The organism is Amycolatopsis sp. SB7-3, assembly GCF_041021335.1.
Lineage (GTDB): Bacteria > Actinomycetota > Actinomycetes > Mycobacteriales > Pseudonocardiaceae > Amycolatopsis > Amycolatopsis japonica.
This window is the reverse complement of sequence record NZ_JBFPJQ010000003.1, coordinates 386,509-403,263: the sequence shown is the minus strand read 5'-3', so window position 1 is coordinate 403,263 and position 16,755 is coordinate 386,509. Positions and strand designations below refer to the sequence as shown.

The 16,755-nt window shown below is 67.3% G+C and carries 17 protein-coding genes; 5 read left to right on the top strand and 12 right to left on the bottom strand.

All coding sequences use genetic code 11. The features are described 5' to 3' along the window. The first annotated feature begins 46 nt into the window (after nt 1–46). On the top strand, nt 47–664 hold the full coding sequence (locus tag AB8M46_RS26435) for a hypothetical protein (protein ID WP_394361982.1): 618 nt from the start codon (nt 47–49) through the stop codon (nt 662–664). A gap of 1 nt (nt 665) precedes the next feature. Here AB8M46_RS26435 and AB8M46_RS26430 read toward each other — a convergent pair whose 3' ends face one another. Continuing rightward, nucleotides 666–1,094, bottom strand: a complete 429-nt coding sequence (locus AB8M46_RS26430; protein ID WP_394361981.1) for a MarR family winged helix-turn-helix transcriptional regulator — start codon at nt 1,092–1,094, stop codon at nt 666–668. Between the two features lie 70 nt (nt 1,095–1,164). Between AB8M46_RS26430 and AB8M46_RS26425 the strand changes: the two genes are divergently transcribed. Beyond that, on the top strand, nt 1,165–1,773 hold the full coding sequence (locus tag AB8M46_RS26425) for a TIGR03086 family metal-binding protein (protein ID WP_394361980.1): 609 nt from the start codon (nt 1,165–1,167) through the stop codon (nt 1,771–1,773). Here the strand turns inward: AB8M46_RS26425 and AB8M46_RS26420 are convergent. After that, complete coding sequence (locus AB8M46_RS26420; protein ID WP_394361979.1) at nt 1,755–2,627, bottom strand: alpha/beta fold hydrolase; 873 nt, start codon at nt 2,625–2,627, stop codon at nt 1,755–1,757. The two genes, AB8M46_RS26425 and AB8M46_RS26420, sit on opposite strands and share 19 nt — an antisense overlap. Nucleotides 2,628–2,716: 89 nt before the next feature. Between AB8M46_RS26420 and AB8M46_RS26415 the strand changes: the two genes are divergently transcribed. After that, a complete protein-coding gene (locus AB8M46_RS26415) occupies nt 2,717–3,322 on the top strand; it encodes a TetR/AcrR family transcriptional regulator (RefSeq protein WP_394361978.1) in 606 nt (201 codons plus the stop codon). Here AB8M46_RS26415 and AB8M46_RS26410 read toward each other — a convergent pair. Continuing rightward, nucleotides 3,306–4,025 carry a TetR/AcrR family transcriptional regulator gene (locus AB8M46_RS26410; RefSeq protein WP_350593242.1) on the bottom strand — a complete coding sequence of 240 codons (720 nt, stop codon included), beginning with the start codon at nt 4,023–4,025 and terminating at the stop codon, nt 3,306–3,308. The genes AB8M46_RS26415 and AB8M46_RS26410 overlap by 17 nt on opposite strands. Before the next feature lie 82 nt (nt 4,026–4,107). Here AB8M46_RS26410 and AB8M46_RS26405 point away from each other — a divergent pair, with 82 nt between their 5' ends. Further along, a complete protein-coding gene (locus AB8M46_RS26405) occupies nt 4,108–5,574 on the top strand; it encodes a carotenoid oxygenase family protein (RefSeq protein WP_394361977.1) in 1,467 nt (488 codons plus the stop codon). A gap of 43 nt (nt 5,575–5,617) precedes the next feature. Here the strand turns inward: AB8M46_RS26405 and AB8M46_RS26400 are convergent, their stop codons facing one another. The 6 genes from AB8M46_RS26400 to AB8M46_RS26375 all read right to left on the bottom strand — a co-directional run bounded on the left by AB8M46_RS26400 (nt 5,618) and on the right by AB8M46_RS26375 (nt 13,466). Further along, nucleotides 5,618–8,389: a hypothetical protein gene (locus tag AB8M46_RS26400; RefSeq protein WP_394361976.1), complete on the bottom strand. Its 2,772-nt coding sequence runs from the start codon at nt 8,387–8,389 to the stop codon at nt 5,618–5,620. Beyond that, nucleotides 8,386–9,498 (bottom strand): AAA family ATPase, encoded by a 1,113-nt coding sequence (locus AB8M46_RS26395; protein WP_350593246.1) that lies wholly within the window; start codon nt 9,496–9,498, stop codon nt 8,386–8,388. The genes AB8M46_RS26400 and AB8M46_RS26395 overlap by 4 nt, the downstream gene beginning before the upstream one ends. 19 nt (nt 9,499–9,517) lie before the next feature. Then, complete coding sequence (locus AB8M46_RS26390) at nt 9,518–10,888, bottom strand: VWA domain-containing protein (RefSeq protein ID WP_394361975.1); 1,371 nt, start codon at nt 10,886–10,888, stop codon at nt 9,518–9,520. Then, entirely contained in the window at nt 10,885–12,258 is a 1,374-nt protein-coding gene (locus tag AB8M46_RS26385) for a hypothetical protein (protein WP_394361974.1), read from the bottom strand. Before AB8M46_RS26385 ends, AB8M46_RS26390 begins: the two co-directional genes overlap by 4 nt. Continuing rightward, nucleotides 12,258–12,755: a hypothetical protein gene (locus AB8M46_RS26380; RefSeq protein ID WP_394361973.1), complete on the bottom strand. Its 498-nt coding sequence runs from the start codon at nt 12,753–12,755 to the stop codon at nt 12,258–12,260. Before AB8M46_RS26380 ends, AB8M46_RS26385 begins: the two co-directional genes overlap by 1 nt. A 72-nt stretch (nt 12,756–12,827) precedes the next feature. Beyond that, complete coding sequence (locus AB8M46_RS26375; RefSeq protein WP_378422912.1) at nt 12,828–13,466, bottom strand: haloacid dehalogenase type II; 639 nt, start codon at nt 13,464–13,466, stop codon at nt 12,828–12,830. A 76-nt stretch (nt 13,467–13,542) separates the two neighbouring features. Here AB8M46_RS26375 and AB8M46_RS26370 point away from each other — a divergent pair, with 76 nt between their 5' ends. Continuing rightward, complete coding sequence (locus AB8M46_RS26370) at nt 13,543–14,076, top strand: CGNR zinc finger domain-containing protein (protein WP_394361972.1); 534 nt, start codon at nt 13,543–13,545, stop codon at nt 14,074–14,076. Nucleotides 14,077–14,183: 107 nt separating this feature from the next. Here AB8M46_RS26370 and AB8M46_RS26365 read toward each other — a convergent pair whose 3' ends face one another. The 3 genes from AB8M46_RS26365 to AB8M46_RS26355 are packed head-to-tail and all read right to left on the bottom strand — an operon-like array spanning nt 14,184 to nt 16,491. Next, on the bottom strand, nt 14,184–14,759 hold the full coding sequence (locus tag AB8M46_RS26365; RefSeq protein WP_394361971.1) for a TerD family protein: 576 nt from the start codon (nt 14,757–14,759) through the stop codon (nt 14,184–14,186). Between the two features lie 46 nt (nt 14,760–14,805). Next, nucleotides 14,806–15,879: a DUF475 domain-containing protein gene (locus AB8M46_RS26360; RefSeq protein ID WP_394361970.1), complete on the bottom strand. Its 1,074-nt coding sequence runs from the start codon at nt 15,877–15,879 to the stop codon at nt 14,806–14,808. Between the two features lie 33 nt (nt 15,880–15,912). Further along, entirely contained in the window at nt 15,913–16,491 is a 579-nt protein-coding gene (locus tag AB8M46_RS26355; protein ID WP_394361969.1) for a TerD family protein, read from the bottom strand. Nucleotides 16,492–16,755: the final 264 nt, after the last annotated feature.

The window sequence follows — 16,755 nt, the reverse complement described above, 5'->3', positions numbered from 1 at the left end:
GCACCGATCAGCGGCCGGTCAGCGAGTCGCCGATAGGATCCCTTCGATGGAGGCAGCCGACGTTCTCGACGCGATCGATCCGCGCGAGGCACTGACCGTTCTCGGCCCTTCCAAGGCCAAGAACCGAGGCGGGCAGGCCGGGGAAACCGGGACGGCCTGGCCGGAACCGATGCTTCGCGCACGAGCCGGGATCTTGGCGAAGTCCAAGGTCGAAAACGGCGGTTTGCGGCCCGCGTGGCTGCGCTACAGCGGGAACTTCTACCGGAACGTCGGCGGCGCGCTGGGCGAGGCCGCCGAGAACGGGCGGACGCTGATCCTCAGCGGCGGCTACGGGATCCTGCGCGCCGACGAGCCGATCTCCTACTACGACCGGAAGCTGCGGCTCAGCGACTGGCCGGCGGGAGTGCTCGAAGACGCCGTGCTGGGGGAAGCGCGCCGGATCGGCGCGACGCAAGCGGTCACGTTCGTGTCCGCCAGCGCCGACTACGCGAAACTGGCCCGGCGGATCCCTTGGGACATCGAGGCCTTGCTGGTGACGATCGAGTTCCACGGTGGCGGCGCGCAGGTCGAGGTGCCACGGCGGCTGGCGCAGGCTTTCAGCGCGTGGTGGCGCCGGTCGCCGTCGGACTATCCGGCGGGCATGGTCGTGGAGGAACTGGGCTGACTCACGGCCACTGCGCCTCGGAAAGCACGCGCGCGGCCTTGAGGAACGCCTTGCGGTCGGCGGCCGGCAGTTGGCCGAGCAACCGTTCCTCCTGCTCCTGAATCCGGGCTTGGGCCGAGCGCCGCGACGCGCGGCCCGCCTCGGTGATCCCGAGCAGCCGGACCCGGCGGTCCTTCGGATCCGGCTCGCGGGTGATCAATCCGTCCTCCTGGAGGGTGTCCAGGGTGCCGATGATCCGGGTCTTGTCCGCGCCGATCGCCTTGGCGAGCGCGGCCTGCGTGCGGACGGGCCCGTCGTCGAGGGCGCTCAGCACCACGTAGCCCCACATGGTCAACCCGTGCTCGGCCAGCACCGGCGTCTCGGCGTTCATCAGCCGTCGCATCAGCCCGCCGAGCATCGCCGCGAGATCCGGCCTCCCCTGCTCCGCCATGCGCAGACCATACCGACCGAAGTCCGGGAACCGGTTGACGAACTCGTATGCATGTGTAGATGATATGCACATGCCTATCGATGAACTCCGCCTGCTCGACGCCGTCGTGACCCGGGCCAGCCTCGACCTCGTCACCAAGATCACCCCCGCGGACCTGGCCAAACCGACCCCGTGCAGCGCCTGGACCCTGCACGGACTGCTGGCGCACATGGCCACCCAGCACCACGGCTTCGCCGCCGCGGCCGAAGGCGAGAGCAACCTCGACCATTGGCGGCTGCTCCCCCTGGGCGACGACCCCGTCGGCACCTACCGCGCCTCGGTGAACCGGGTACTGAACGCCTTCGTCCCCCACGACCTCGCCGAGCGGAAATTCGCCCTTCCCGAGTTCTCCACCGAAGTCACCTTCACCGCGGAGCAGGCTCTCGGCTTCCATTTCGTGGACTACCTGGTGCATTCGTGGGATGTGGCCAAGACCCTCGGCTTGCCGCTCACGTTCGAGCGCGAGGTCCTCGACGCCGGACTGCGGTTCGCCGAGGCGATCCCGAACGGGAAGAACCGGACCACGCCGGGCGCGGCGTTCGCACCGGCCGTCGAGGCGACGGGACAGTCCGATCTGGACACGATCGTCGCCCTACTGGGCCGTTCCCCGTCGTGGCCGGATCAGGTGGCCGCGGCGTGACGCGCGGCCTCGAGGATCCGGGCGGTGACGAGGTCGGGCTTCTCCAGCGACAACCCATGAGTGGTCTTGGGTACGACCTCGACCTCGATATGCGGGTTCAGTGACGCGAGCCGGGTCGCCACCGCGCAAGCGTCGTGGATGACGCTGCGTTCGCCGACGACGATCCGGGTGGGCACGTCGATCGCCGCCAGCTCGGCGTCGCTGAACTGGTGCATCTCAGGGAGCTGCTGCTTGTACTTGAGCGCGGCGAAGAGCAGCGGCCGCACGGTGTGCCGCACGTCCGGATCCCCCGACGCCACCAGCCGCAGGAGCCACCTGGGCAGGAACCAGAGGAAGATCTCGCGCAGGCTCCACCAGATGAAGCTCCGGCCGATCACGCCGAACCCCGCCGCTTCGATGGCGACGACACCCGCGATCCGGGCGGTGGACCGCGTCGCGAGGTTCAGCGCCAGCCAGCCGCCTCGCGAAACACCGGCGAGATAGACCTTTTCGTGGCCTGTTTCCGCGAGAACGCCTTCGACGACCTCGGCGAGCCAGTCCGCGCAGTCTTCCGCGGACTCGATCGGTGCGGTCTGGATCGACCGCCCGGGCTCGCCGAGGGAGTCGACGGCGTAGACCCGGTGCCGGACGGCGAGTTCGGCGATATGCGGATACCAGGACAGCGACGTGCCCATCCCGCCGGAAAGCAGCACGATCGGCGGACCGTCCGCCGGCCCGCACCCACGGACCCGCGTCGGGCCGAATCTCGTTTCGATGTCCAGCTCCACGGCGGGAACCGGCCACTTCCGCAGAATTTCGTCGTAGACGGCGAAGAAGCGCTCTTCGGCCTTCTTGTCGGTGAACTCCCCCAGCATCGGACCTCCTCCGAGTTTTATGGTGCACTTGCACCATAACAGCGAGTGGCCATTCCAGCCACCCCTCACCGGCATGGCAGAGTGACCGCGTGCCGAAACGTGTGGACCACCAAGAGCGCAGGCGCGAGATCGCGGAGGCGCTCTTCCGGATCGCCGCCGCCCAAGGCCTGCAGGCGGTCACGCTGCGTGCGGTGGCCGCGGAGGCGGGTATCTCGATGAACCTGGTCCAGTACTACTTCCCGACCAAGGAGGAGATGCTGCGCTTCTCCTGGCAGCGGATCGTCGAGCTGACCGCGGAGCACGCCGGGAAGACCATCGGCGAGGCGATGAAGACCGGTGACGAGCGCACCATCGTGCGCGCCTACCTGACCGCGGTGCTGCCGGACGGCGACCGCGCCCGCATGCTTTCCGCCGTCCAGATCGCGTATTTCGCCGTCGACGTCACGCGCGGGAGCCAGGACCCCGACCAGGAACCGCTTCTGCCCCACCTGGTCCACGCGATCACCGAACTGCTCCGGGCGGCCCAGGAGAAAGGCGACGTTCCCGCGCGCCTCGACCCCCGGCTCGAGGCGGACTCCCTCGCGACGATGTCCGCCGGCCTCGTCACGGCGATCATGGTCGACGCCTACACGCCCGAGCGCGCGGCGGAGATCGTCGACTACCGGCTGGACGGGGTGTTCAGCGGCGCTCGATGAGCGCCTCGATGCCGTCCAGGATGCGACTGAGACCGAACTCGATGTCCGCTTCCTCGATGCCTTCTTCGCCGTACGCCTCACCGGAAATCACGGCGGCGACTCGCCGATAGCCTCGCGCTTCGAGGCGCGGCCCCAGAAACGAGCCCAGAGCCCGGACCTGTTCAGGAGGGCTCGCGTTCACGTCCCGGAGCAACGACGCGGTACTGCGAACCCATCCGTCGACCAGTACGGCGCAACCCGTGACGTCCTGGGCGTTCAGCCCTGAATCCGCCATCCCCTCAAGGAAGTTTTCCAGCCACCCCAAGAGATTCGGCGTACTGGGCGCACTCCGCACGGGCAGGTCGATCAGCCACGGATGACGGCGGCAACGTTCGAGGAGCGCGCGGGCCCAGGCGGTGACCGCGACGCGCCAATCGCCGGACGGCGGTTCCGGCGGCGGCCCCCAGGCCGCTTCGGCCACGAGAACGAGCAGTTCCTCTTTGGAGCTCAGGTATCGGTAAAGCGCGTTCGCGGTGACGCCGAGGCGTTTGGCGATCGACGGCATGGACAGCGCCGCATAGCCCTCCGCGTCGGCCTGCGCGATGGCCGCGTCGACGATCTGCTCGAGGCTGTATCCCGGTTTCGGCCCGCGCCGGGGCGCCGGGGCGTGCCCCCAGGCCAGCGCCGTACCCGGCGGCAGCAACTCGATCTCGACGTCGTCCATCGGGGCATTGTTGCATTCAAAACCGGTAAAGGCATACACTGTTCATGACATACACAGTTTCACACGACTTGGGGGCTCGACCATGACCGAACCGACCAGACGGAACGTGCTCCGCGGGGCGGCCGCGCTCGCCATCGGTGGAGCCGCCGCGAGCTTCGGCAGCAGCGGATCCGCTTCCGCCGCGCAAGCTCCGGCGAAACCCCGCTACCCATTCCTCGAAGGCGCGTTCGCGCCGGTCACGGAGGAGGTGACCGCGTTCGGCCTGCCGGTCACCGGCCGCATTCCGAGCGATCTTTGCGGGCGGTACCTGCGCACCGGGCCGAACGTCCTCGGTCTCGAGGATCCGCGCGCCCACCACTGGATGCTGGGTGAGGGCATGGTGCACGGCGTCCGGCTGCGCGACGGGAAGGCCGAGTGGTACCGCAACCGCTGGGTCCGCTCGTCCGGGGTCGCGGCGAAGCTCGGCGAGCGGTACCCGTGGCCGGTGCCCGCCGAGGACTTCGCGCCGAACACGCACGTGATGGCCCATCACGGCCGCATCCTCGCCCTCCAGGAATCGGGCGCCCCGCCGTACGAACTCGACGGCGAGCTGAACACGTTGGGGCCGTTCGATTTCGGCGGTTCTTTGGAGGGTTCCTACACCGCCCACACCAAGTTCGACGCGCGCGCCGACGAGTTGCACGCGGTGACCTATCACCCGACCTGGGACCACGTGCGGCATCTGATGGTCGACCGGACCGGCCGCGTGGTGCGGACCACCCGCATCCCGGTCACCGACAGCCCGATGATGCACGATTTCGGGCTCACCGAGAACTACGTGGTCGTCTTCGACGTACCGGTCACCTTCGATCCGCAGCCGGGCAAGGTCGTGCCCTACAAGTGGAACTCGGATCACCCGGCCAGGGTCGGGGTGATGAAACGCGACGGCGGCCCGGTCCGCTGGTTCGGGGTGGATCCGGTGTTCTACTCGCATACGCTCAACGCCTACGAGCAGGGCTCCACGGTGGTGGTCGACCTGACCACGATGCCCGCTCCGTTCGAGGTGGCAGGCAAGCAGGGCTTCGGCGGCCCGTCGGCGTCGGGTCCGCCGGTGCTGGAGCGCTGGACGATCGATCTCGCCCAGGGGCGGGTCCGGCGCCGCGTTCTCGACGACCGGCCACAGGAGTTCCCGCGGGTCAACGAAAGCCTGGTGTCACGACGGCACCGGTATGGCTACTCGGCCTCTCCCGGCGAATTGTTCGACGTCTACTTGGACAAGCCGTCCGGCTCCTTCGGCAACGCGCTGATCAAGCACGACCTGCGGAGCGGGCGCTCCGAGGTGCACCGTTTCGGCCGGGGTGCCGACGCGAGCGAAGCGGTGTTCGTGCCGTCCTCCCGCGGCAAGGCCGAAGACGACGGCTACGCCCTCGCGTACGTCAACAATCCCGACCGCAACGCGTCGGACCTGGTGATCCTCGCGGCCCAGGACTTCACCGCGAAACCCTTGGCGCGTATCCACCTGCCGAGGCCGGTGCCGCTGGGCTTCCACGGAAGCTGGGTCGCCGACTGACCGACCGGGCTGTCGCCGGAAACCCCGGCGACAGCCCCTCGGGTCACACTCCGGTGAGCACCTCCTCCAACGCGGCGGCGGAGTCCGGATACCGCTCGAGCAACGCCAGACCGGTGGATGCGGTGCTCCCCCACGGCTCGTCGCAGCCCAGCAGGCCCGCCACCGCGTCACACGCCGCCGGATGCGCCGCCAGCAACGCGAGGCCGCCGCCCCCGGTCTTCCTCGTCACCGCGGCCGGTTCCGGCTGGTCCTTCCAGGGCGGAACCCATTCGTCGAGCGCCGCGAGCCGTCCCGGGAAGAGGCGGCCGGCTTCCCTCACGAGCAGCGGCACCAGCTCGGCGCCCCGGGACCGCAGCGTGGTGATCAACGTCGGCAACCACGGCAACAGCAACCGGTCCGGCAGCTCGGCGAAAGCGTTCGACACTGCCTCGACCACGAAGTCGGCCAGCCCGGGCGCCGGCTCCAACGCGTGCACGAACCCGCTCAGGTATCGCGGATAAGCGGGCAGCACCATCGGGTTCGCCAGCAGTTCGGCGCATCGCTCCCTCAGTTCCGCGCGGGAGAGACGACCGAGCTGCACCTGCGCGGCCCACAGCAACGCCACCTTCGACGGCTCCTGCGGATGCGATCCGACGATCGCGAGCTCCAGCTGCGTGCGGTCGCACCCCAGCGACAAGGCGAGCGACTCCATGCTGAACAGGAAGCCCAGCATCGCGGCGACCTGCTCGACACCGGCTTCCTCGTCGGCGAAGGCCGCCGGGAGCAGGGTGCAGTAGTGCGCGTACCCCGTCCTGACGAACTCCTCGATCCACCGAGGCAGCACCGGCTCACTGGTCCGGTAGTGCGCCAGCAGCCTCCGCACCCGTCGCAACACTTCCGGAGCGCCGTCGACGGTGCGTTCGGTGGCCAGCACCTCCAGGGCGCGCGTCCCCAGCTCCCCCGCGAGCCGTGCGCTGCGAAGGTAGAGCGTCGCGTCTTCGACCGTTCCGAGCACCTTCGCGGCGGTGGCCTGCGGATGGTAGGCAGCGCGCCGAAGCCGTTGCTCCAGCACCTGCTCGACACTGACCCCTTCGTAGCCTAGCTCGATGAGGGCCCGCTGATGGGTGCCCAGCGCCAGATCCCACGACTCCTGGATCGGCCGCTCGCCGAGCCGCCGCTCGCCCATGATCGGCCTCGCCGCACCGCGTGGCATCAGGTAGCGCAGCATCCACAGGAGATCGGAGCAGGGCTCCAGCTCCGGCCTCGACGCTATGTCGAGCAGCGCCCGCTGCACACCTCGTTGCTGCAGCTTGAGGTTCAGCGGCTCCAGCCTGTCGTGCACGTCGCGCGCCAAGGGTGGCAACGCGTCGTACCCGACCTGGCCGATCCGGTCGCCACCCATCATGATCTCGACGAGGCGGCGCACGTCGCGCCTGCCGGGCACGACGTCCTTCTCGATGCAGGTGACCGCCGCGTCCTGGAAGTCGTACGGCGTCGGCTTGGCCCGGTCACGCATACCCGCCAGCAGGATCGAGGTCTCGAAGACCGCGATGGCGTCGGCCGTCGAGGACAGGTACCCGTTCCGGCGCGCCGCCCGCACGATCTCGACCGACCAGCCCAGCAGCTCGGCTTCGTCCAGCCGGTCGAGCACCGGAGGTCGTTGCAGGAAGCCGGAAAGCTGGTCAGATGGGTCCACTGCCACCGGATCCGGCGTCGGCGCGGGCAGCTCCGCGGCCTTCTTCCGCTTCGGCCCGCCCACCTGCCCTTCCAGCTGGAACTGCTTCACCTTGGTGCGCTTGAGGTTCTTGGCCCACTCGGTCGCCGCGATCGACACCGATCCCCCGGCCAGCCCGAACTGCGCCTCGATCGAGGCGTGGCTCGACGGGATCAGCCCGTACTGCCAGGTGCTCTCACTACGCGGGCTGATCACGAACCCGTCCGTACCTTCGACGCCGAACTCCGCGACCCGGCTGGCCGCGTGGAAGGCGCCGCAGACGTAAAGGCACTCCGCCGGATCCGCTCCCGACGCGGCGAGGTGCTCGCGCATGCGGGTCCACATGTAGCGCTCGCGGTCCTCGTCGACCCGAACGTGCCGGGTGTCCCCCGGCGCGAGACGGCGGAACAGGCTGCCGATCAGGAACATGACCTGGCGATAGGTGTCGTGGTCGCTGTCGCCGAGCGGCAGCTCGACGTACTGGTGCCACCATTCCGACCAGTGCCGCACCCGCCCGTGCCGCAGCAGGTGCTCCTCGAGTTCGGCGAACCGCGGCCGCAGAGCGCCGATCTCGACGCCGACCGCGTCACCGTGCAGCGCGGCCTCCTCCTCGGCGGGCGGCGCGTCCGGGTCGGCGGACGGCTCGGGCTCACGTTCGTTCCATTGGAAGACGTGGTCCGCCGACCGGTCGACGAGGACGAGCTCGACGCCCGGGGTGTCCAGGGCGTACGCGATCGCCTGGTATTCCGCCGAAGCCTCGGTGATCGGCGCGACCACGGACAAGGGCGCCCACTCCGCGGGGAACCCCTTCACCTCCGTCGCGAACGCCTGGACCGCCACGGGTAGACGGCAGTTGCGCAGCTCGGTCAGCAACGGCGCCATGTCCTCGCACAGTTCGAGGTAGACGACCTTCGGCTGCTTCTCCCGCAACCGCCGCGCCATCGCCACGGCCGAGGCCGGGGAATGGTGGCAGACCGGGAAGATCTCCAACGGCTCGCGCACCGCGCGGTCGACGTCGTCGACGAGTCCGAGCAGGATGCCCTCCAGTGCGCCGGGCCCGTCGGCGAAGGCGGCCGCGGCCTCCTGCAACTGGCCGCGCAACGCCTCGAAGGCGCCGCTCACGAGAGGGTGGCGATCGCGTCGCGGCCGCCGTCGAGGAACTCCGGCCAGTCCCCGCCCTCGTCCTTGCTGCGCGGCTCGACGACGCCGTGCAGGTACTTGTTGAGGATCGCCAGATCCTCCGGCTCACGGCGGGCGAGCGAACCGACCAGTGAGGACGCCAGCGTACGGGCGGTAAGCGCGCGTTCCCCGAAGAAGTTGCTGTGCAGCACCGCGTCTTCGAGCACGCCGATCTGCTCGGCCGTGGACAACGCCGACTCCAGCTTCTCGTCGTCGCTACCCGCCGACGCCGCCGCTGCGCGAAGGTCGCCGAAGCTGCGCAGCAACACGTCGAGCAGCGTCGGCGGCACGTCCAGCTCGATCTGGTGGCGGCGCAGCAGTTCCTCGGTGCGGAAGCGGACGATCTCCGCCTCGCTCTTCTTGTTCGTCACCACGGGGATGCGGACGAAGTTGAAGCGGCGCTTGAGCGCGGACGACAGGTCGTTCACGCCGCGGTCGCGGCTGTTGGCGGTGGCGATCACGGAGAAGCCGGGCTTGGCGAAGACGATGCCGTCGCTGTCCAGCTCCGGTACCGAGATGTACTTCTCCGACAGGATCGAGATCAGCGCGTCCTGCACGTCGCTGGTGGACCGGGTCAGCTCCTCGAACCGGCCGATCGAGCCCGCCTCCATCGCCGTCATGATCGGCGACGGGATCATCGACTCGCGGGACTGGCCCTTCGCGATGACCATCGAGACGTTCCACGAGTACTTGATGTGGTCCTCGGTGGTGCCGGCGGTCCCCTGCACGACGAGGGTCGAGTTGCGGGAGATCGCGGCGGCCAGCAGCTCGGCGAGCCAGCTCTTGCCGGTGCCCGGGTCTCCGATCAGCAGGAGCCCGCGGTCCGAGGCGAGCGTGACGATGGCCCGCTCCACGATGCTGCGGTCACCGAACCATTTCTGCGCGATCTCACGGTCGAGGCCGTCGGCGCGCTCGGAACCGAGGATGAACAGGCGCAGCATCTTCGGGGACAGACGCCAGGCGAACGGTTTGGGGTTGTCGTCGACGGACTCGAGCCAGTCCAGCTCTTCGGCGTACTTGATCTCGGCGGGGGCGCGCAACAGGTCGGACATGTCTTGCCTTTCGGGGAGTTCAGGAGGTGAGGAAAGTCTTGAGTTCGTGAACGAGTTTGGTGATGTGGCCGGAGATCACGGGCGTGCCGAGATCCTTGAAGCGCTCGCGGAACCAGGGGTTGACGCTGCCCCGTCCGGCGCTGGTGACCGAACCGACCGGGATGAACTTCGCCCCGGACCGGTGGATCGCGGCCATGCTCTCGAAGAGCTGCTCGACGCGGGTCTCGTAGAAGTCCGAGATCCACACCACCACGGTGTTCGCGGGCTCGGCGATCTTCGGCTGGGTCAGCCCCATCGCGACCATGCCGTCGTTGCCGCCGCCCAGATTCGTGCGCAGCAGCGTTTCGAAGGGATCGTGGACCCACGGGGTGAGGTCGAGGGCCTGCGTGTCGTAGGCGATCAGATGAACGTCCACTTTGGGCAATCCGGCGAAGATCGAGGCCAGCACGGCGCAGTTGACCATCGAGTCCACCATGGAACCGGACTGGTCGACGACCGCGATGAGCCGCTGTGGTGTGGTCTTCTTCGCGGTCTGCTTGTAGTACAGGCGATCGACGTAGAGCCGTTCCTCCTCCGGGCTCCAGTTGGTGAGGTTCTTCCAGATGGTGCGATCGAGGTCGAGGTTGCGGAACACGCGCTTCGGCGGGACCGAACGATCCACCTTGCCCGTCGAGGCCTTCTCGACCTGGGTCCGCAGGACCTCCGCGATCTCGTCGACGTAACGCCGGATGAGCGACTTGGCGTTGGCCAACGCCACTCCGGACAGATTGTCCTTGTCCCGCAACAACTGTTCGATGAGGGACATACTCGGGCTCAGCTTCGCCGCGAGCGCGGGATCGGCGAGGACCTCGCGCAGGTGCATCCGCTTCACGAGATCCGCCTCGATATCACCGAGGTCCGGGCCGATCGCCGGGAGCAGGGTACTCAGATCGGGTGTGCCGCCCCCGCCTGTGCCGCCGAGCCCGGTCGGAGCGCCTCCGGAACGGCCACCGCGCAACTCGCCCGGACGGCAGCCGAGCGCGCGCTCCAGCCAGCCCGCGTCGGACTGCCAGCAGGACAGTCGGCCGGCGGTCACCGTGTGCGGCGGCTGAGCGAAGACGTTCAGCAGCACCTTCGACACGAGTGCCGCACGCCGCACCTCCGCCGCCTTGTCCCGGCTGTCCTCGGCTTCGGGGACCATCAGCCCGTCGAACTCGGCGGCCAGCTCCGGATGACGCTGGACGACCGAGTCGACCGCGACGTTCGGATCCAGCAGCGCCGACGGCAAGCCGATGTCCTCGACGACGGCCACACTCGCCGATTCGAGCGCGGCCTGCTCCTCGGTGTCGAAGAGCCGGGCGAGCAGCCGCCAGTACAGAACCTGGCGGCGGTTGTCCTCGGATTCGGTCATTTCCGCAACAGCCTTCCGGCACGCTCGCGCAGCACGGCCGCGGCGTCGGTGGCCGCCTTCTCGGCTTTCACCCCGGCCTTGTCCGTGGTGCCGCCGGCCCAGGCTCCGGCGTGCACGGCGGTGGTCTTCTTCCGCACGGTGGTCTCGACGGCGAGCGGCTGGAGGCGGAATCCGCCGTCCCAGCGGATCAGGCCGATGCACGCGCTGGAACTCGCGACGGCCTTCGGCGTCAGCGGACCGGCCGCGGGGATGCGATCCGTCTCGACGAAGAGCCGATTCCCGGCGAAGGTGAACGTCACCTCGTCCTCGCCGCCCTCGACGTCGTAACCCTCGAGGAAGACGGGGACGGCGATCCGCACCGGATGCCGGTCCAAGGGCGCCACCATCGGCGTGACGGCCTTCGGCAGGACGACGCGCGCCGTCGAGAACGCGTCCGCGGGCTCACCGAGGCGGGCGTGCTCGTCCTGCCAGAGCAAGTCGCCCTCGGCGGTGACCGGCATGTCGGTGAGGTCCATGGAGCGGCCCTCGCTGATCGCCGTGAGCAGGGAGAGATGCGGGCGCAGCAGCTGCCAGATCCCGGCGCCGATGATCGTGTCCGGCTTGGGCACGGTCACGTTCGCACGCACGAGACGGGGAGCCGTGCCGTCTTCGGGTTCGACCACGGCGTGGACCTGGGCCTGCGCGGCCGTCGCGTGTTCCAGCAGGTCGACCCCGAGCGGCAGCAAGCGGCCGGTGACCGTGCTCGTCGCCGATGCCTCGTGGTGAAAGGTCAGCAACATCGCACGCGACCACAGGTCGCCCCAGCGCCGGACGGGGACGCGCTCCAGCGCCGCACCAGGACACGACGCCGCGAGCTCGGCCGCGAAACCGTCGAGCAGCACGGCCAGCCGGCGCAGGCTCGGCTCGGCGAGCAGCGCCGAAATCACCTGCGCCGAGCCCGAGATGAGGTCGTGGTCGATGCCCTGCCAGCCCGCTCGGGCCAGATCGGCGAGCCAGGACCGGGCGGCCGCGAGGAGATTCGGCGACTCGGTCTCGGAAGGTTGCCAGGCCGAGTCCTCGTCCTGCGGTCGGCCAGTCGCTTCGGCAAGGCGCGCGAGGATCGCGTCGTGCACGGAGCCGAACACCGCGATCCTCGCGGCCGCAAGGGAAACGAAGTGCTCCTCCCCGGCCGCACCAGCCGCGGTCTTCTCGGCAGCCTCCGCGACGCGCGATGCCAACGGCGACCCGGCGACGGCATCGGCGAGCTCGGTCAAACCGGCTGTTTTCTGAGGACGAAGCAACCCGGCGACGAGCACGTCGTCGAAGGCGTCGACGACCGCCAGTGCCTCGTCGAGACCGGCGATGGGATCGGTGAGCAGATCGACGCGCATCAGACCACCGCCCTGGTCGACGGGAACCACTGAAGCTCAGGCACCGGCGCCGTGGACGCTTCGAATTCGAGATATGCCAAGTGCCGCAGGAATTGGCTGAACACCGAAGCCGCGGCGGTGCTGTCACCCTGCGAAGGCCGTGTCGCGCTCATGGTCTGCGAAATGGCCTGCGCCGTCGGCTCGGGAACCTCGACGCGCAGGTATCGCGCCACCCGCTCGCCACCGTATTGAAGGGTGGATTCGTTGATCAGGGCGAGAATGTGGTTGCAGAATATCCCCCGCGCCCCGCCACACGGCCGGTTGTTGTTGGTACTACAGGAGAATTCGTACGTGCTCGCCGCGACCGACGAGACGTACACCCGCCCGATGTCCGATCCGCTGGACACCACGCCCTGCACCCGTCCGTCGGCCAGTTCGACGAACGGGACCTTCGCGAGCTTGCGCGGGCGGGCGGGTGGCAACACCCGGGCCGTGCTCGCTCTTTCCCAGTCTGACAACGCATCTTCTCCTTGCGGGGGTGCCTCGGTGGGGACTGGGATGAACCTAGCGGGAGGCACCGACAGTTTTGATCACATCCGGAGTTTTGCGAGCTGAGCGGCCAGATCGGCGAGGCCGTCGGCATGGAAGTCGAACCGGTCCGTCTCGGACGGCGGGTCACCGACGGGCCGGGCGACGTAGGCGGTCCGGAGACCGACGCTCTGCGCTCCCCTGAGGTCCCACGCGTGGGTGGCGACCATCAGCAGCCGCTCCGGCTTCGTCTTGGCCACGTCGACGGCCAGTTCGTAGACCGCCGGGTCGGGTTTGTAGGTCTGCGCGTCCTCGGCGGAGAGCGCTTGATGCCACCGCAGGCCGGCGTGGGCGTCGATCCTGAGGAGGCTCGTGCGGCTGGCGTTGGAGAGTCCGATTAGCGTGTGGTGTTCAGCGAGCTTGGCCAGTCCTTCGACGGAGTCGGGCCACGGCGAGAGCTTCGGCACCACGTCCGTCTTAGTGGCGATCTGGGCCGCTTCGCGGTCGAGAACGTCGCTCGGCGCGTACGGCCGCTCCCCCGCCACGATGCGCCGCTGCTCGGTCTCGACATGGCCCTGCCACAGCCTGACCAGCTCGTCGGCGTCGGCATCCGGCGCGACCTCCCGGACGGCCGCGCGGATCCCGGCCGGCTCGTCGACGAGCGTGCCGAGGATGTCGAACACCAACGCGTCGATCTCCACGATGAACCTCCCGGTAAGGGTTAAAGTGTCGGTTAACCGCGAACGTACGAGAGGTCGGTAAGGGATGCAAGTAGCGTTGGACGATTACGCCTGGGCGGCGGGCATCGCGACCGATCTGGTCAACACGGCGCCTGAGGTGTGGCACGGCGAAGACAAGCTACCGGATCTGGACTCCCTTGCCGCCTTCGCTGAGCTTCACTCGATACCCGTGGACACGCGGCCCAGTGACCTGCGCGCCGTTCACCGGCTGCGCCTCACAGTGCGCGATCTGATCAATTACCCGGACCGCACGGAACTGATCGACGGCGCATCCGTCCTCACATCGGCCGTCGCTCGGCTCACCGTTCTCGCCGACAGCGCACGATGGGCCGTTTCGATCCGGCCTGGCTCTACGGTCACGGACTCGCTGTCCCTGCTCTGTGGCGTGGGCATACTCGGCGTCGTCCAGGTTCTGGGCCCGGAACGGTTCCGTAAGTGCAGCGCACCTAGCTGCCAAGGCGCATTCATCGACACCACACGCCCCGGGCGCCGGAGATACTGCATGCCAGGACTCTGCGGAAACCGCGTCAACGTCGCCAATCACCGGGCCCGCCGAGCCTCGGCACGCTGAGGCGCCCCTCAGCACGAGCAGCCGTCAACGCCTCGGCGAGCGACCCTCCGACCCGACCCTCGAGGGGCCGGGCCGGAAAGCGAACTCCGCCATCACCGGATGATCTACTACAGGTGCGCAACCATGGCCGGCAGCAGGTCCCGAAAGGTCTGGCCGGACGCCGGCGCGCCGATCGCGGTCATCGACCAGCCGTCGCTCTCACGAGTCAGCTTCGCCATTATCTGCGCCGTATGCGTCCCGGATCCACTGAGATCGTAACGTGCGATCTCAGCGCCCTTCACCTCGTCGATCAAACGACAAAAAGCATTCTCGATCTGCGAGAAATCCTGCCCGGTGAAGGAGTTGACGGTGAAGACGATCGAGGATACGCCTGCCGGAACACGGGCCAGGTCGACCTTGATCGACTCGTCGTCACCCTCGCCGTCGCCGGTCAGGTTGTCACCCGTGTGCTGAACCGAGCCATCGTCGCTCTTGAGCTGTTTGAACCAGACCTGATCAACGACATTTCCCACACCATCGAACAGAACCGCCGAGGCGTCCAGATCGATCGTCTGCCGCTTACTGCCGAAAATTCCTCTCTTCTTCATGGCGTCCCATCCAAGACCCATCCGGACCCGAGTCAGCGATCCGCCTTTCCGTTTGGACAGTGAGACTTTCTGTCCTTTGACCAAGCTCATCGTCATCTTTTCCTCCTCTACTCGTTCCACTCGAACTTCTCGAACGTCCCGATCAGACCGCCGCGGATTCAGCAACGGCGGCGCTCGCCTCCCTCTCCCCCGCTCGCCTATTGCGAATTATCGAGGACAAGAAGGCGACACCGATGAACCCGACACCTATTGTCCCGGTGAGCACCTGGGGCACCTCGTACTTGATCGAGACCAGAAGCAAGATGGCCAGCGCACCGATCGCCCACTGCGCTCCGTGTTCCAGGTAGACGTACTCGTTCAGCGTTCCCTTCCTGACCAGGAACACCGTCGTCGACCGGATGTACATCGCGCCGATCCCGAGACCGATTCCGATCACCACCGGGTCGGAAGTGATGGCGAACGCACCGATCACGCCGTCGAAACTGAAGGTGGCATCCAGAACCTCGAGATAGAGGAACAAGATGAACGCCGCCTTGCCCGCGACCTTGACCGGATGTCCGGCATCACGTACTCCACCGTTCTCGAACATTCGTCCCGCTCCGTTGACGAGAATGAAGACGATCAGTCCGAGTGCCCCGGAAACCATCACGCTGACCGGCTTCCCTGCCGGAGCGAGAAAGTTCGCGGCGAACAGCAACGCGCCCCCGGCGACCACCACTGGCAACTGATCGAGCTTGCCTGCCTTGGCCAGCGGCCGCTCCAACCAGGACAGCCACGTGATCTCACGTTCTTCGAATATGTAGCTCAGGAAGAGCATGAGCAGGAACACGCCGCCGAAGGCCGCGATTGCCGGATGTGCTTCGTGAAGCACATGAGCGTAGCTTCCGGGCGTATCGACATCGCCTCCATCCATGGCAAGTCGATACGCCTGCGCCGGCGAAATTCTCGCCGTCACACAGACGATGACCACCGGGAAGAGCAGGCGCATCCCGAACACGGCGATCAGTACGCCCAGCGTGAGGAACAAGCGCTGCCACTTTTCGTTCATTCGATCCAGGACCGTGGCATTGACGACGGAATTGTCGAAGGAAAGCGATATTTCCAGCACCGCCAGAATGGCAACGACAGACAGACCGACAACGCCACCGTAGAGGAAAGCTGCAATCAGACCGGCAACGGTGATCCCGATAGCCATTCCGAACGTTTTCAGGAACATCTCTTTCCCGCCGTTTCACCGAGCAGTGGAGCGTCAGCCGACGTTGACACCGAAGTCCTTGGCGATACCGGCAAGGCCGGTATCGTAGCCCTGACCGACCGCCCGGAACTTCCAGTCCCCGCCACTGCGATAGAGCTCGCCGAAGACCATGGCGGTTTCGCTCGAAGCATCCTCGGAAAGGTCGTACCGGGTCAGTTCACGACCGTCTGCCTGGTTCACGACCCTGATAAAGGCATTGCGGACCTGCCCGAACGTCTGACCACGGCCGTCCGCGTCATAAATCGAAACCGGGAAAAGGATCTTGTCCACCTCAGCGGGAACGTTCGCCAGCGCGACCTTGATCTGCTCGTCGTCGCCATCCCCGTCACCGGTCAGGTTGTCACCGGTGTGCTCGACCGAACCATCAGGGCTGCGCAGGTTGTTGAAGAACACGAAGTGCTTGTCCGAAAGGGCATTGCCGTCTGCGCCGACAATGATGGCGCTCGCGTCGAGGTCGAAGGCCTCCCCGCTGGTCGTACGCTCGTCCCAGCCCAGACCGACCGTGACCGCGGACAATCCAGGTGCTTCCTTGGTCAAGGAAACGTTGCCACCCTTGGCGAGATTGACTCCCATGATCTTCCTCCTATATTCGAACCGAATCCGGTGATTCACGAACAATCCACTGCCAGGCGAAGAATCCCGATCGACTCACTCCGGATACCGGTGAGCACCAGCGAACCTTGTCGCACTTAATCGTCGAATCCACAGTCTGACATGTTTCCAGCAAAAGGCGTTTGTCACTGATTTGTCCAGTGGGATCCAACCGGACAAGCCAGCTGGTCGGAACAGAATTTTCGACGAAACAGGTCAGTTTCATGACAAATTATTTTTGTCACC

What these genes read in the sequence shown, in the direction of transcription:
- AB8M46_RS26435 (WP_394361982.1), top strand. Translation starts at nt 47, where the DNA reads ATGGAGGCAGCCGACGTTCTCGACGCGATCGATCCGCGCGAGGCACTG.
- AB8M46_RS26430 (WP_394361981.1), bottom strand. Translation starts at nt 1,094, where the DNA reads ATGGCGGAGCAGGGGAGGCCGGATCTCGCGGCGATGCTCGGCGGGCTG.
- AB8M46_RS26425 (WP_394361980.1), top strand. Translation starts at nt 1,165, where the DNA reads ATGCCTATCGATGAACTCCGCCTGCTCGACGCCGTCGTGACCCGGGCC.
- AB8M46_RS26420 (WP_394361979.1), bottom strand. Translation starts at nt 2,627, where the DNA reads ATGCTGGGGGAGTTCACCGACAAGAAGGCCGAAGAGCGCTTCTTCGCC.
- AB8M46_RS26410 (WP_350593242.1), bottom strand. Translation starts at nt 4,025, where the DNA reads ATGGACGACGTCGAGATCGAGTTGCTGCCGCCGGGTACGGCGCTGGCC.
- AB8M46_RS26405 (WP_394361977.1), top strand. Translation starts at nt 4,108, where the DNA reads ATGACCGAACCGACCAGACGGAACGTGCTCCGCGGGGCGGCCGCGCTC.
- AB8M46_RS26395 (WP_350593246.1), bottom strand. Translation starts at nt 9,498, where the DNA reads ATGTCCGACCTGTTGCGCGCCCCCGCCGAGATCAAGTACGCCGAAGAG.
- AB8M46_RS26390 (WP_394361975.1), bottom strand. Translation starts at nt 10,888, where the DNA reads ATGACCGAATCCGAGGACAACCGCCGCCAGGTTCTGTACTGGCGGCTG.
- AB8M46_RS26385 (WP_394361974.1), bottom strand. Translation starts at nt 12,258, where the DNA reads ATGCGCGTCGATCTGCTCACCGATCCCATCGCCGGTCTCGACGAGGCA.
- AB8M46_RS26365 (WP_394361971.1), bottom strand. Translation starts at nt 14,759, where the DNA reads ATGACGATGAGCTTGGTCAAAGGACAGAAAGTCTCACTGTCCAAACGG.
- AB8M46_RS26360 (WP_394361970.1), bottom strand. Translation starts at nt 15,879, where the DNA reads ATGTTCCTGAAAACGTTCGGAATGGCTATCGGGATCACCGTTGCCGGT.
- AB8M46_RS26355 (WP_394361969.1), bottom strand. Translation starts at nt 16,491, where the DNA reads ATGGGAGTCAATCTCGCCAAGGGTGGCAACGTTTCCTTGACCAAGGAA.